Annotated in this window: 17 protein-coding genes; 14 read left to right on the top strand and 3 right to left on the bottom strand. The window is 44.0% G+C overall.

The features are described from left to right. The first annotated feature begins 4 nt into the window (after positions 1-4). The 5 genes from K5L93_RS04135 (at position 5) to K5L93_RS04115 (ending at position 4,061) form a co-directional block, all read left to right on the top strand. Positions 5-319, top strand: coding sequence for a hypothetical protein (locus K5L93_RS04135; protein ID WP_220718586.1), 315 nt, complete (start codon positions 5-7; stop codon positions 317-319). Between the two features lie 80 nt (positions 320-399). Beyond that, on the top strand, positions 400-570 hold the full coding sequence (locus K5L93_RS04130) for a hypothetical protein (RefSeq protein WP_016402730.1): 171 nt from the start codon (positions 400-402) through the stop codon (positions 568-570). Positions 571-667: 97 nt separating this feature from the next. Beyond that, positions 668-916, top strand: a complete 249-nt coding sequence (locus K5L93_RS04125) for a DUF3297 family protein (RefSeq protein WP_016402731.1) — start codon at positions 668-670, stop codon at positions 914-916. 339 nt (positions 917-1,255) lie between these two features. Then, positions 1,256-2,743, top strand: a complete 1,488-nt coding sequence (locus K5L93_RS04120; RefSeq protein ID WP_220718585.1) for an L-fucose/L-arabinose isomerase family protein — start codon at positions 1,256-1,258, stop codon at positions 2,741-2,743. 157 nt (positions 2,744-2,900) lie between these two features. Continuing rightward, positions 2,901-4,061 carry a PQQ-dependent sugar dehydrogenase gene (locus tag K5L93_RS04115; RefSeq protein WP_246614979.1) on the top strand — a complete coding sequence of 387 codons (1,161 nt, stop codon included), beginning with the start codon at positions 2,901-2,903 and terminating at the stop codon, positions 4,059-4,061. On the opposite strand, the gene K5L93_RS04110 is transcribed toward K5L93_RS04115, so the two are convergent. Beyond that, positions 4,062-4,646 carry a TetR/AcrR family transcriptional regulator gene (locus K5L93_RS04110; RefSeq protein ID WP_220718584.1) on the bottom strand — a complete coding sequence of 195 codons (585 nt, stop codon included), beginning with the start codon at positions 4,644-4,646 and terminating at the stop codon, positions 4,062-4,064. 274 nt (positions 4,647-4,920) lie between these two features. Between K5L93_RS04110 and K5L93_RS04105 the strand changes: the two genes are divergently transcribed. The 3 genes from K5L93_RS04105 to K5L93_RS04095 all read left to right on the top strand — a co-directional run bounded on the left by K5L93_RS04105 (position 4,921) and on the right by K5L93_RS04095 (position 7,100). Further along, positions 4,921-5,532, top strand: a complete 612-nt coding sequence (locus K5L93_RS04105; protein WP_220718583.1) for a glutathione S-transferase family protein — start codon at positions 4,921-4,923, stop codon at positions 5,530-5,532. Between the two features lie 107 nt (positions 5,533-5,639). Further along, on the top strand, positions 5,640-6,113 hold the full coding sequence (locus tag K5L93_RS04100; RefSeq protein WP_373869966.1) for a nuclear transport factor 2 family protein: 474 nt from the start codon (positions 5,640-5,642) through the stop codon (positions 6,111-6,113). 33 nt (positions 6,114-6,146) lie between these two features. Continuing rightward, positions 6,147-7,100 carry a pyridoxamine 5'-phosphate oxidase family protein gene (locus K5L93_RS04095; RefSeq protein ID WP_220718582.1) on the top strand — a complete coding sequence of 318 codons (954 nt, stop codon included), beginning with the start codon at positions 6,147-6,149 and terminating at the stop codon, positions 7,098-7,100. On the opposite strand, the gene K5L93_RS04090 is transcribed toward K5L93_RS04095, so the two are convergent. Then, the gene (locus tag K5L93_RS04090) at positions 7,097-8,059 is read right to left on the bottom strand and encodes an integron integrase (protein ID WP_220718581.1); all 963 of its coding nucleotides are present in this window, start codon (positions 8,057-8,059) and stop codon (positions 7,097-7,099) included. The two genes, K5L93_RS04095 and K5L93_RS04090, sit on opposite strands and share 4 nt — an antisense overlap. Before the next feature lie 112 nt (positions 8,060-8,171). On the opposite strand from K5L93_RS04090, the gene K5L93_RS04085 reads away from it, so the two are divergent. The 6 genes from K5L93_RS04085 (at position 8,172) to K5L93_RS04060 (ending at position 11,736) form a co-directional block, all read left to right on the top strand. Continuing rightward, positions 8,172-9,401 carry an ISL3 family transposase gene (locus K5L93_RS04085; RefSeq protein WP_220718580.1) on the top strand — a complete coding sequence of 410 codons (1,230 nt, stop codon included), beginning with the start codon at positions 8,172-8,174 and terminating at the stop codon, positions 9,399-9,401. 210 nt (positions 9,402-9,611) lie between these two features. Beyond that, a complete protein-coding gene (locus K5L93_RS04080; RefSeq protein WP_220718579.1) occupies positions 9,612-10,007 on the top strand; it encodes a hypothetical protein in 396 nt (131 codons plus the stop codon). Positions 10,008-10,124: 117 nt separating this feature from the next. Next, positions 10,125-10,532 (top strand): hypothetical protein, encoded by a 408-nt coding sequence (locus K5L93_RS04075; RefSeq protein WP_220718578.1) that lies wholly within the window; start codon positions 10,125-10,127, stop codon positions 10,530-10,532. Between the two features lie 113 nt (positions 10,533-10,645). Continuing rightward, on the top strand, positions 10,646-11,059 hold the full coding sequence (locus K5L93_RS04070; protein WP_220718577.1) for a hypothetical protein: 414 nt from the start codon (positions 10,646-10,648) through the stop codon (positions 11,057-11,059). Positions 11,060-11,140: 81 nt separating this feature from the next. Then, positions 11,141-11,383, top strand: a complete 243-nt coding sequence (locus tag K5L93_RS04065; RefSeq protein ID WP_040306963.1) for a hypothetical protein — start codon at positions 11,141-11,143, stop codon at positions 11,381-11,383. Positions 11,384-11,538: 155 nt separating this feature from the next. After that, on the top strand, positions 11,539-11,736 hold the full coding sequence (locus K5L93_RS04060) for a hypothetical protein (protein ID WP_220718576.1): 198 nt from the start codon (positions 11,539-11,541) through the stop codon (positions 11,734-11,736). A gap of 401 nt (positions 11,737-12,137) precedes the next feature. Here K5L93_RS04060 and K5L93_RS04055 read toward each other — a convergent pair whose 3' ends face one another. Continuing rightward, positions 12,138-13,292 carry an IS110 family RNA-guided transposase gene (locus K5L93_RS04055; RefSeq protein ID WP_220718575.1) on the bottom strand — a complete coding sequence of 385 codons (1,155 nt, stop codon included), beginning with the start codon at positions 13,290-13,292 and terminating at the stop codon, positions 12,138-12,140. Positions 13,293-13,347: the final 55 nt, after the last annotated feature.

Below are 13,347 nucleotides of genomic sequence, written 5' to 3'. Positions count from 1 at the left end.
AAACATGGACGTTAAACCTTACATAGATTATTTCGAAGAAATTGCCCATCTAGAAAGAGATAAGCAGTTTGACTTGTTAGAGCAGGCTTGTGAGCAGATTAATGCTTCCAGTCCTTTACCAGTATTTCCGCTGATTACTCATTTAGTGCGTTTAGGTTTATTGTTGCTATTGCTTGGTGGCAGCTATTTACTCTTTGGTTTAACCATTTGGATCTTAGCCGTAGCCGGTGTACTGGGTTTGTTAGCTGCACGTGTAGTAAGCAGTGAAATAACCGACACACTTATTCGCAAGGCGCTTAAATCACTTCTGCTTGAGTAATGATATATTGATTTATATCAAAAGCTTATAGCGCTTTATTACTTAGCCTCTTGGGGTGTTTTAACCTCAAGGAATAGAGTATGAACAAGTGCGGACAATGCAGGCAATTTACCCGAACTCGTGAAAACCAAAAAGATCTTTGCGGAGCATGGGAACAGCCAACCATGGCTGATCGCCAAGCCTGCGATTTTTTTGCTGCTAAAAAGCCTTCTAGTAACTCAGCTTCCTTAGCGTCAGAGTCTGGAAGCTAGCACTGGCAATAGAGCTTAGCGTGATTTTTTCGTTTATTGAGTCTAGCGCTGGCATTGTCTACAATGACGCACTTTTTACGTATTTCAGGTAGTTAACATGAGCGAAAATAACGCTAAACCTGCTTTGCCAGATCACCTTGCGGGCAACCCTCGCAGCCCTTTCCATGTTGCCGAGTGTTTCGAGCACGACATTGGCATTAAACTTAATGGCAAAGAGCGCACCGACGTTGAAGAATACTGCATTAGCGAAGGTTGGGTAAAAATCCCGTCTCCTAAAGCTAAAGACCGTTTTGGCCAGCCAATGCTGATTAAACTTAAGGGTGAAGTAGAAGCCTTTTACAAATAGTCTTGCTACCTCAAATAGTTAAGCCTCAGTGTCGTTAAGCCATAATCTCTTATCGACACTGTGGCTTTTTTATTGGCTCATATAGCCTAATTGAGTGGCCAAAATATACTGTTATCTTCTGCATTGCCTGTTACTTTCCAACGTCGTTTTTTGTTCACAAATCTGTTGTTGTTATGTTGTAAATCCCTTTTCAAATTAATGTTTTTTCACATGGCTGTTTCGCAAACTTACAAGCTTACCCTTTATTGACCAAGGTCAATTCACTCGCAGTTACTTCTCGCTGCACACTGGCTGCAATAAAAAACCAAGGTCAAAGACCAAGCACCCGTGGAGCGAGTGATGATAAATATCCCACAAGTTAAATTAGGTATTGTTGCGGTTAGCCGCGATTGTTTCCCACTTTCATTGTCTGAGCAGCGCCGCCAAGCAGTGGCTGCAGCGTGCACTGAAAAAGACATTGAAGTGGTTGAGCTACAAACCATTATCGAAAATGAAAACGATGTAGTGAAAGCCTTAGCTGAAGCCGAGCAAGCAGGCATTAATTCACTGGTTATTTATTTAGGCAACTTTGGCCCAGAAGGTCCACTAAGCATTATGGCGCAGCGATTTGCTGGCCCAACTATGTTTGTCGCTGCCGCCGAAGAAGCCACTGCGGGGCTTAAAGATGCGCGCGGCGATGCATACTGCGGCGTATTAAATGCTTCTTACAGTGCTGGTTTGCGTAACTTAGCTGTGCATATTCCAGAATACCCAGTTGGCACGCCAAGTGAAGTAGCCAACATGATTGGCGATTTTGTTCCGGTTTCTCGCACAATTTTGGGTTTGCAAGGGCTTAAGATTTTCTCGTTTGGTCCGCGTCCACAAGATTTTGTGGCTTGTAATGCGCCTATTAAAGCCTTGTTTGATCTTGGCGTAGAGATTATGGAAAACAGTGAGCTTGATTTGCTGGATATCTATCAAGCTGCCGAAGGCCATGCCGACATTCCTAAAATTGTTGCCGAGATGGAAGCAGAACTTGGTGATAACAACCCATACCCAGATTTGCTGCCTAAGCTGGCGCAATACGAAGCGGCTTTGTTAGATTTTCATGCGGCTAATATGGGCGCGTCTACCTTTGGCGTGTTTGCCAATAAGTGTTGGCCGTCGTTTGAGAAGTTCTTTGGTTTTGTGCCATGTTACGTAAATGCACGTTTAGCGCAGCGCGGTATTCCGGTTGCTTGTGAAGTTGACATTTATGGTGCTTTGTCTGAGTACATGATCACCTGTGCTACTAATCACCCAGCCACTTTGTTAGACATTAACAACACTGTGCCACAAGACATGGTTGAGGCCAACGCGGCGGTAATGGGTAACTATACGGCGAAGGACTTATTCATGGGCTTTCACTGTGGTAATACTGCGCCAAGCTGCATGAAAAACTCGCAACTGCGTTTTCAAAAAATTATGCATAGCTTGATGGAGCCAGGCAAAGAACCTGATATCACTCGTGGCACCTTGGAAGGACAAATTAAACCGGGTGAAGTAACCCTATTTCGTTTGCAATCCACCGCCGATACTAAGTTGCGAGCCTACGTTGCGCAGGGTGATATTTTAGATATCGACCCGCAATCGTTTGGTGCAATTGCTGCCTTTGGTATCCCAGAGATGCAACGTTTTTATCGCCATGTGTTGGTTGAGAAGCGTTATCCGCACCACGCTGGTATTGCTTTTGGCCATGTAGCTAAAACCTTGTACCAAGTGCTTAACTTACTGGGTGTGTCTGACATTGATTACAACCAGCCAGCTCAAGAGCGTTATCCAAACGAAATCCCAAGTGTGTTTTTATAAACGCGTAAATAGGTAAAAATTGTAGTCCTGAAAGCCGACCTTAGTCGGCTTTCTTGTTTGAATTTTCTAACTTATGTGAGCAGATATTAAACTGTAGAAAACCGCTAAATTTGCTTATAGTTAGCTTGTCCATTTGGTTCGGCGTAGGGATAAACTAATGAGCAAGCTAAGTAATCGTATAAGTTTTTTGTGGCTTTTGAGTGGTGTACTTGCGGCTATGCTTTTCACTGGTGCGCTTAATGCGAAGCCTACTCAACACACCAGCCAAGATTACAACTTACAAGTAGAGGCCCTCACTCAACTGCCTGGTGTGCCTTGGGGTATGGCTTGGCTTAATGCCGATACATTGATTGTTACTTTGCGCCATGGTGAGTTAGTAAGTGTTAACCTTACTCAAGCTAAACAAGGGAAGAAAGCTTGGAAAAGTATTGCAGGTTTACCGGCAATTTGGGCGCAGGGTCAAGGTGGATTGTTAGATGTTGTACGTGGACCCGATGGAAGCTTCTATTTTACCTACAGTAAGCCACTCAATGGCAGCGGCGTAACAACCCTAGCCAAAGCGCAAATTAAGCAAAATGAATTTGGCCAAGTGATGATGAGTAACTGGCAAGATGTGCTCGTTACCGACTCTGCGGGTTCTACTAATCGTCATTACGGCAGTCGAATTGCGTTCGATGACACTTATCTGTATTTCTCTGTTGGTGATAGGGGAGAGCGTGACAATGGCCAGAATACTGCCAACCACGCAGCCAGCATTATTCGACTAAACCTTGATGGTAGCCTACCAAGCAACAACCCTTTTGTAGCTAATAGAAAAGTAGCCGACGCTATATATAGTTACGGTCACCGCAACCCTCAAGGCCTCGCTTATGATACAAAGCACCAGCGCCTATGGGCTATAGAGCACGGCCCGCGTGGTGGTGATGAGCTAAATCTAATTGAAGCAGGCGCTAACTATGGTTGGCCAATTACTTCTCATGGTAAGGAATATTGGGGGCCGTTAAAGGTAGGCGAAGCAGAAATAAAAGAAGGCATAAACTCACCCTTAAAAGTGTATGTTCCCTCTATTGCGCCCGGTTCATTAATGCTTTACTCCGGCGCTGCTTTTCCGGCTTGGCAAGGTGACTTACTAAGCGGAGCATTAAAACTACAGCATATTAACCGCATCATTATGGATGAAAACGGTATGCCCGTTGGTGAAGAACGTTTACTTGAAGACTTGAATGAACGGGTGCGCGCGCTACTTAGCGATAACCAAGGAAACATCTATTTTAGTGGTGATAGCGGCAATATCTACAAGCTTAGCCCAGCGCTATAGCTATGCCGCTTCGGCATAGCTGTTTAACAGTACTTCAGCCACTGCTTTAGCCTGTTTGGCTGAGTCTAAATCGTTAGTGGTGTGAGCGCCTACTATCGCGCCATCGGCTAAAATAGCTAGCTTTTTGGCGGTCTCTAACGGTTGAGTAAGTGTTAATTCACTTAGCTGCTTTTCGATAAGTTTTATCACCAAATTTTTGTGTTCGGTGCAGGCAATATGTACCGGATTATCCGCTTGGTGGTATTCGGCTGAGGCATTAATAAACATGCAGCCAAAAAAGTTATCTGAGTTAATCCAACTATCAAGGGCATCAAAAAAAGCCATGATGCGGGCAAACTGTGGCTGGCACTTTTGCTGAGGAGCAAGCTGTTCAATGCTGTTTTCTAATAGCGCTAACAGCTGCTGATCACGCCGATATAGGCAAGCAACGATAAGATCTTCTTTCGACTTAAAATGGTTATACAAGGTTTTTTTGGCCACGCCTGACTCAGCCAAAATGGTATCAATACCCGTAGCTCTAAAACCGTGTTGGTAAAACAGCCCTTGGGCGGTGTCGATAAGTAAATCGCGTTTAGTACTGGCCATAATGTTTCCTGATTGCTTCGTGTTAAGTATACCGCTCTGTCTCCTGATTCGGCAAACTCTCTGGTTCAAAAATTTTTCAAATTTTAATTCTCTAATTAAAACAGACTGTTAGCTGACCATTCAAATTTGTCGCTGCTCTTTGGGTGATATTTCTATTGACATAGACAGATCTGTCTCCTAATTTAAATGGCAAGTAGACAGACTTGTTTACTTTGCGAAGGCGAAGTCATCAGGTTTGTCAGCCAAGAATGTTTAATCAATTAAGGACAAAGTTATGTTAAAGCTTTACGATTTCGAGTTGTCTGGTCACGCCCATCGAGTGAGATTAATGCTGGCATTGCTAAAACTGCAGTATCAAAAAACTCCAGTTAACTTAGCGCAAGGAGAGCACAAACAAGACGCTTTTCGCTCGATTAACCCTTTTACTCAAGTACCGGTACTTGACGACGATGGCCTGGTGATTCGAGATTCCATCGCCATTATCATTCACCTTGCCAATACCTATGCGCCGAGCTGGAACCCGAAAAACAGCGAACAACAAGCGCAGATTCAACAATGGTTGGCGCTAGCTGCACGCAACCTCGCCGAAGGACCAGCTCGCGCTCGTTTAATTACGGTATTTGGCGCCAAGTTTGATCAAGAGGCAGTAATTGAAGCCAGCCATCAAATGCTGTCGATTATTGATGGTTTGCTTGAAGGTAAAGCGTGGATGGTAGGTGAGCGAGCGAGCATTGCCGACGTAGCCTGTTACTCCTACATCGCTCATGCACCAGAAGGCAAGGTTGAGCTAGACGCTTACCCAAATATTCTGCGCTGGTTAGCGAATGTAGAAGCGCTTGATGGATTTGTTGCAATGCAAAAAACTCCCTTAAAAGAAGCCGTTTAAGTTAGTGCAAATAGCTCGGCGTTTAGCGAGATAAACGCCGAGCTAGCCTAAAAATTGCTTAAACAGAACGCATTCAATGAATTACGACTCAAACATAGGAAAACAGTATGACCATAGAGCAGCGCCTTCCGTTACCGCCTTTTAATGCCGACACAGCTGCACTAAAAGTGCGCATGGCTGAAGATGGTTGGAACTCACGCAACCCAGAAAAAGTGGCTTTAGCCTATACCAAAGATAGCCATTGGCGAAACCGCGATAGCTTTATTAAGGGCCGCGCGCAAATTCAACAGTTTTTGAGTGAAAAGTGGGAAAAAGAGCAAGCTTACCGTTTGATTAAAGAGTTATGGGCCTATAGCGGTAATCGTATTGCGGTGCGATTTGCCTACGAGTGGCAGGACAAAGCTGGCCAATGGTATCGCGCTTATGGCAACGAAAACTGGGAGTTTGATGAAAATGGCTTAATGCAAAGCCGTCATGCCAGCATTAATGATCTAGCAATAAGTGAAGAAGAACGGCTGTTTCATTGGCCGCAAGGGCGCAGGCCAGACGATCACCCAAGCTTGAGTGACTTGGGTTTATAGCAAACGTTTGCGGTAAAAACGGGGGAGGTATTTATGGCTGTTTTTCATCAAGGTGAACTAAGCGTGCAGCAACGGGTAGGAGTAGCGGATATTGCCAAAGCCATTGGTGATAAAGCCATTCGCAACTATATGCCCGAGCAGCATCGTGAGTTTTTTAGCCAACAAGTTCTGTTGTATGCCGGCGTGCTAGACAATCAAGGGCATCCTTGGGCTTCGCCTATTTTGGGTGAGCAGGGTTTTGTTAGCTCGCCCAATGCTACCACCTTGTCTATCGAGGCCAGAGCGCTAATCGAATACGCGCAAGTTGCTCAATTGTCGGTGGGTGACAGCATAGGCTTGTTGGGTTTAGAATTAACGACTCGTCGGCGTAATCGCGTAAACGGTTTGGTTACATACTCAAGTGAGCAAGCGCTGCGTTTTGAGGTACAACAAAGCTTTGGCAATTGCCCTAAGTACATTCAAAAGCGCGAGTTAAAGCCAAGTGTGTTTAACCATGCTTTTGTGCCCAAGGCAGCAGACTTTCGCGAGCTGGCAGTAAGTGATGTAGTGCTTGAGCAGGTACTAAGGCATTGCGACACCTTTTTTATTGCCTCTAGAGCTGCCGCCTTAAATAGCGAAGACAGCGATGGAGTTGATATCTCTCACCGCGGCGGTAAGCCGGGCTTTGTCCATGTGCTTAAGGGTAAAAGCGATAAAATGCCAAGCCTAGTGTTCCCTGATTTCTCGGGTAATAATTTATTCAACACCCTTGGCAATATAGTGGCCGACTCAAGAGTAGGTTTATACATACCAGACTTTGAAACCGGCTGTAGTTTTTGGATTAAAGGTAAGGCATCAATCATTTGGGATGTGTCGCAGCTAAAACCTTATCCGGGCGCACAACGTTTTGTGCAAGTCAGCATTGAGCAATGCTTAAGTTTAACTACGCCTACCTTAGTACAACATTCAGATGTAGAGTTTTCACCGGCTTTGCATAATTTGCCTTAAACCATATCTAGTGGGCTAGCCACGCCATCGGCCCCCATATTAAGTACATGGGTATAAATCTGAGTGGTTCTAATATCACTGTGACCTAACTGAGCTTGAATGGTGCGAATATCTGTACCTCGCTGCAATAAATGCGTAGCAAAAGAGTGGCGCAAGGTGTGGCAAGTGATGGGTTTACGAATGTGAGTTTTTATTCTGGCAGCCTTAAGTGCTTTTTGAATACCGCTTGGGTCTAGATGATGGCGGCGAATGCAGCCATCGTTGGGATCTTTACTTAAAGAGTGCGAAGGAAACAAATAATGCCAAGCAAAGTCGAGTGGAGCAGCTGGGTACTTCTTAGCAAGAGCATAAGGTAAATATACGCCGGCATATTCGTTTTTTAGCTTGTCACTTTGGTAGTACTGATAGGCAACAGTAATTTGCTTTTGTATTGCCGCAACCAATGACTTTGCCAGTGTCACACGCCTATGCTTACCCCCTTTGGCGTCCCATACTTCAATACCGAAATAGTCAAAATCAATATCTTTAATCCGTAAACGTAACATTTCGGTTTTTCGCAGGCCGCTACCATACATGAGTTGAGCCATTAATACGTGTGGTGGGGAAAGCGCATCTATTAATGCGGTAACCTCGTGGCGAGTGAGCACAACAGGCAGTTTGGCTTGGCGTTTGCTATGGCGAAAGTCTAATTGAAGTGATAAAGGCTTATTAACCACCTCTTTATAAAGAAAAACTAAAGCGTTTAGTGCCACTGCTTGGCTTTGCGGAGCCAAGTTTCGTTGATTGGCTAAGTGGCTGAGGAATTGCTCAACTTCATGATTGTGTAAGTCGCTAGGGTGCTTTTTTTGATGAAATAAAATAAAGCGTTTTATCCACTGTCGGTAGCTGCGAATAGTGGACTCCCTAAAACGTTTGGTTCGCATTTTTTCTTCTATATAACTGAGATAAGGTGAGCTCATAGCAATACCTTGAACTGTTTTTTTATGGCTCTTCACCGAATGTAGTGGAAACACTTTCAACAAACATTAATGAGCGAGATAATAAGTAAACGTTCATTAATACCTCGCTACTATGCAAGACACCACGCTTTATCAATCTATTCTTGGATTAACTCACCCTTGGACTGTTTCATCAGTTGAACTCAATGAGTCTACCCAAACTATCACCGTACGCGTTGACTATGACCGAGCGTCATTAACGGCTTGCCCCTCTTGCGATAAGGCTGTACGTCGCCACGATACTCGGCGGCGGGTTTGGCGACATTTAGATACCTGTCAGTTTGAAACACGCATTGAAGCTGAAGTACCTAGGGCTGATTGCCCAGAGCATGGAGTACAAACACTTCAAGTGCCTTGGGCAACGAGTAACAGTCGCTACACAGAGTTGTTTGAGACTCACGTTATAGACATGCTTAAAGTCAGTTCCTTATACGCGGTGAGTAAAACCTATCGGCTTAGTTGGGGAGCTATTGACCGCATTATGGCGCGAGCCGTTCAACGCGGCCTGACAGCCAGAACCACCATTAACCACCAAGACTTGTTGGTCGATGAAACGGCATTTAAGAAAGGCCATGACTATGTCACGGTATTATCCAATCGTGATGGCCAAGTGATATCGGTTGAAGACGGGAGAGCAGGCCTAAGCCTATCTGCTTGCTTTAAGGCATTGCCCCTTGAATCAAAAGGGGCTACGCGCTCTATATCAATGGACATGAGCAGAGCGTATATAAGCGCAACCTATGACTATTTTGGTGAGCGGGCTAAGCAGATGATAGCTATAGACCATTTTCATATCGCCAAGGTCCTCACTAAAGCAGTAAATGAAGTGAGAAAAAGCGAACTCATGGATTTACCCCACCAATTGAAAAGAGAGTGCCACCAAACACGGTATGGCTGGTTAAAAAGAAACAGTTATCTACAAGGGACATTGAGAGAAAGAGTGAATGCATTGGCTAAAGTGATGCTAAAGACAGGGCTAAGCTGGATATTTAAAGAACAAGCCAGAGCCATTTGGTATGGCAATGCAGGACAGGCCAAAGCAGCTTGGAATGATTGGTTAGCACTGGTAGAGGTCAGTCAAATCAGGCCGATGATGATAGCAGCAGAAACCGTGAAAACGCACTTAAACGGCATCATCAATGCGATGCGTTATAGGGTATCAAATGGCTTGGCGGAAGCGATAAACGGAAACATCCAGCGCCTAAAAATACGTGCAATGGGCTTTAGAAATAAAGAGCGCTTTAAGCGAGCCATTCTATTTCACTTTGGAGGGCTTGATATGACTTTCCACCAAGAACGGTGAAGAGCCTTTTTTATACAGTATTGATGCGATTCCTACTTTCTACAAGTGATTGCATACTTTTATGCTGATGTTTTTGTTATTTTTCGAACTAGGTGGCTGATGTAGCTTAGGAAAAGTGATAACCTTGGTTTTATCAAATGTATGATAAGAGGAAAAATTCCGTGTTTAAACAAGGAAATTTTCCTATTAATAAACTGTTAGGTATTTGAAATGGGTTTTTACGATTCTGAGATTAGAGCAAGTGAAAAGGAAATTTCACGCTTACGAGACAGAATTCATGAAACTTTTGCATTGCGTAATCGAAATGAACATAAGCTCCGAGAGTGGGAGTCTGCCTGTAAGGAATTCCATGAAAGGTACCCTAAATTGGCTTTTCCAGGCGGCCTTGAAAATGCTCTTGAGCGAATTGTTTCTGGAGACTCTAAGGCCATTGAAGCGGCACTTTGTTTCATTGAAATTAGACCATTTTTCTTTAGATCTGGTTACATGTACAAAGATATTTTACGTAAACTCAGAAAAGCACCACTAAAGGAAAAAGAATTAGAGCGGTATGAACTCGTATATCGAAAATACCTTGAGTATCGCAGAAATAGAGTCAATACCTAACAAAAACATGTAGCATCAGCCCGCAAGACCTTCGCTACGCTCAGGCGGGCTTTGGACTCGTTTTCGCTGGCGCTCAACTCGCCGCTAATGTTGGCGTTATGTGCAAATGGAGTATTGATGCAAAACGTAGATGAAGTGTTAGATAAAGGACTAACAAATACCGAGTTGCTTACGGAAGAAGAGTGGCTTATTTTTGTTGTCGCTTATTTAGAGTCAATAGCTGACATGGAGGGTTGGGATCACTTTTTCACGTACAATATGAATTGGTATCCAATACTTGCAAACTCTTTACAGCTTGTTAGCGATGAAGAATCGTTAAAAATAATTGAAAACTATAAGTTGCATTTTGCAAAGCTTGGTGTCGATTTCCACCCAGAATCAATAGATTCGTTTCTTGTGTCTGCAAATAGTAGTTATTATGAAAACTGCCCCGATTGGAGAGAGCTATTTTCAGAAGTTAGCGAGCAAAGGTGGCTTAAGATTAGAGCTTACTTTTCGAGTCGCGGGATAAAAATTTGCACATAACAAACCGCTCAAGTCTGATTCGTAAACGCGTGCCAGTTTCGCTTCGCTTCACATTATGGCACGCATTCACTCACAGCTTAGCGGGGCGTTAATAGTCATTGAAGTGGATATAAATGATCGATATCGGAATTGAAGAAAAGGGCAATTGTGTCGTGGCATCCGCTTTACACTTGCCAACAAATGTCTTGAAGAAGAATTCTTCGAAAACTGCGGAAAAATCGATAGCCATTTGTATTTCCGATATAAATAAGGAAATAAGAGACATTGATTGGTTATGTTGTGAATTGAAAGATGACCAGGTGGCTTCAATTGATTTTAGTGGTTTTTTAAAGTTCCAGACCACTGGAATAAACCTATCAGTTTTGGAAGCAATTGTAGATCGAACACTTAGCGAGCCAATTTCTCTTCATCAATTCACTGATGATGAACGCAGATATTTTAGTAAGACGTTTAAAAGACATGAAAATACAAAGTTGTTTTTTGAAGAACTGTTACTAATAGAAGGTGCAGAAATTGAAAACTATTAACAAGCGGCAGCAGCATCGCCCCTTCGGGGCTGGACTCGCTAACGCTCGCTGCTGTGCCGGGCGTTATAAGCTGGTGAGGCTGTGAGTTACTTTTTAATTATTTTTGGCGGTTTGATAGTTGTCTATACGTTACTTGCCTATATTACTGGTCTTCCGCAACTGACAGACTTTCTTCCAATTGGCGTCGGTTCCGATCAGCCGAGTGGGCAGTTTTATAAGGTAGTTCCCAGTGATAAGTCTGATTATGGGCCAATGTATATGCTCGGGCTTGGCATCATTCTTTTGGTGGCGGGGTTCGGCATTAAATATTTACTATCGCGCTAGGTGGCGCTTATAACAAACCGGTGCAAGCGAGCGCCTTACGCTACACTTTTTTGCGTATTCGCTGCGCTCAATATTAACGCAAAAAAGACTTCGTTTCAGGCGCCGCCTGACCGGGGCGTTAGGTGCAACCTAAAGATTGTTGAATCGAGAACAATGTGAGCCAAAATAATTACAGATTGTATGTTGATGGTGATTTTACTCATTATGATACATTCGAAAATGCACAAGAAGCTGCAAAGAAACACATGCTTCAAAAACCTGAATTACGAATTGAAATACTTAAAGAACTACCTCAGGGTAGTGCTGATTTTTGGGCTTTCGAATACAGTACAAATAAATGGGTGCCATCGTAAAATTGCACCTAACAAACAACTCATGAGGGACTGCTAAAGCTTGGCTCGGTTCCGCTTCGCTACACAATTTTAGCCAAGCTTTATCAGCCCCATAGTTGGGCGTTGGTATGACTCCCCATGTCAAGTTGAGCGCCTAAATCCCTAGCTCGTGTGAACCATTGCTCTTTGCCTAAAGGGCGAGTTAATGCATGAGCTTGAAGCAAGTAAGTTCGTCGGTTTTCATGCTGATATCCGTAGATTACCCAAACTGCGGGTAGCGCTAACCTTACTTATTCCGTCGTGGCACCTGTCTTCAGTCTATGCTCGTGGGTCAATTACCTGTCGATAACTGCCATCCTAACGCCGTCGGTGGTTGTGCCACAGCCGATGCTTAAGCACATACATTAACTCTATTCTTGTCATTATGCGGGGACCCTAGCTAAACGATGTTTGGGGTTAACGTCTATTAACACCACTTGCTTTGCTATTGCCCAGATATAGGCAATCATTTCACGTGCAATGGCGGTGACTACCACATTGTAATGTTTACCTTTGTGCATTAAACGCTGGTAACGGCGGCATAAACGTAGTTGTGCTTGCCACGCCTTATCAACAACTGTTTTGGGTAAGCCCTCCTGCCTTAGCTGTAAATCGGTAGAGATGTTTGCCGGATAACGGTAGCTATGTGCCCCTTCAATCAGTAAACGCCTTGCTCTGCCATTACCACACTTAGTGATGGCACCTATGCGCCGCTTATCACCAGTTGAGTGTTCCCTAGGCACTAAACCCACATAAGCCATGAGCTTACGTGGATGGTCAAACCGACGTATATCCCCCAGTTCTGCAATCAAGCCTGTAGCCACTAATAATCGAACACCACGCATGGCTTGTACGGCTTTCACTACTGGGTAATAACGCCATGCTTGTACCTGATGCGCTAATTCATTATCAAGACGCTTTAGGCGAGCAATACGTTCATTAATGGTGTGTAAGTATTCTTGTAGCGCAATTTGTTGTGCTGGGTGGGGGAGCACCAACTCGGTGAGCCAGCGTAGGTGCTTAGCCGACCAATTGGCAGTGCCCGCATAGTTAATGTTATTACGTAGTAGCAAGGCTTTTAACTGATACTTAGCATCTTTTAAGTCTTTCATAGCGGTCTCACGCGCACGCGATAAATCCCGCACAGCTTCATCTTCTGGCTCTGGGACGTAAATAGGTGTTAGGTCTTCGGTTTTTAGCAGCTTGGCAAGTTTGAGTGCATCACGCTTATCGGTTTTTATCTTATCGCCTGGCTTTTTAGGGATAAGTGATGGGGCGACTACATAGCAACAATGGCCAAGGCTAGTGAGCAGGCGGTATATCCAGTAACCGCAAGGCCCTGCTTCATAGACAAAATGTAAGGTGGCTTGTGGGTATTTAGATTGAAACTGTTTGGCCAGTTTCACAATGGCGGTTTTAGCGCTAGATATTCTGCCAAAGTGCACCGCTTGCGCACCCCGTTGGTCTTCAATATAGGCGACTTCAACAAATTCTTTGTGAGTATCTAGGCCGATAAAAAGTATGTTATGTTTATTCATGCTGATCTCCAATCTAGTTTATTATCATTAACTATTATGGCTCTGGCTTTCAGCT

The sequence above is a fragment of the Agarivorans litoreus genome (genome assembly GCF_019649015.1).
Classification (GTDB): domain Bacteria; phylum Pseudomonadota; class Gammaproteobacteria; order Enterobacterales; family Celerinatantimonadaceae; genus Agarivorans; species Agarivorans litoreus.
The sequence above is the reverse complement of the archived record's forward strand: the minus strand, read 5'-3'. Positions and strand labels throughout refer to the sequence as shown.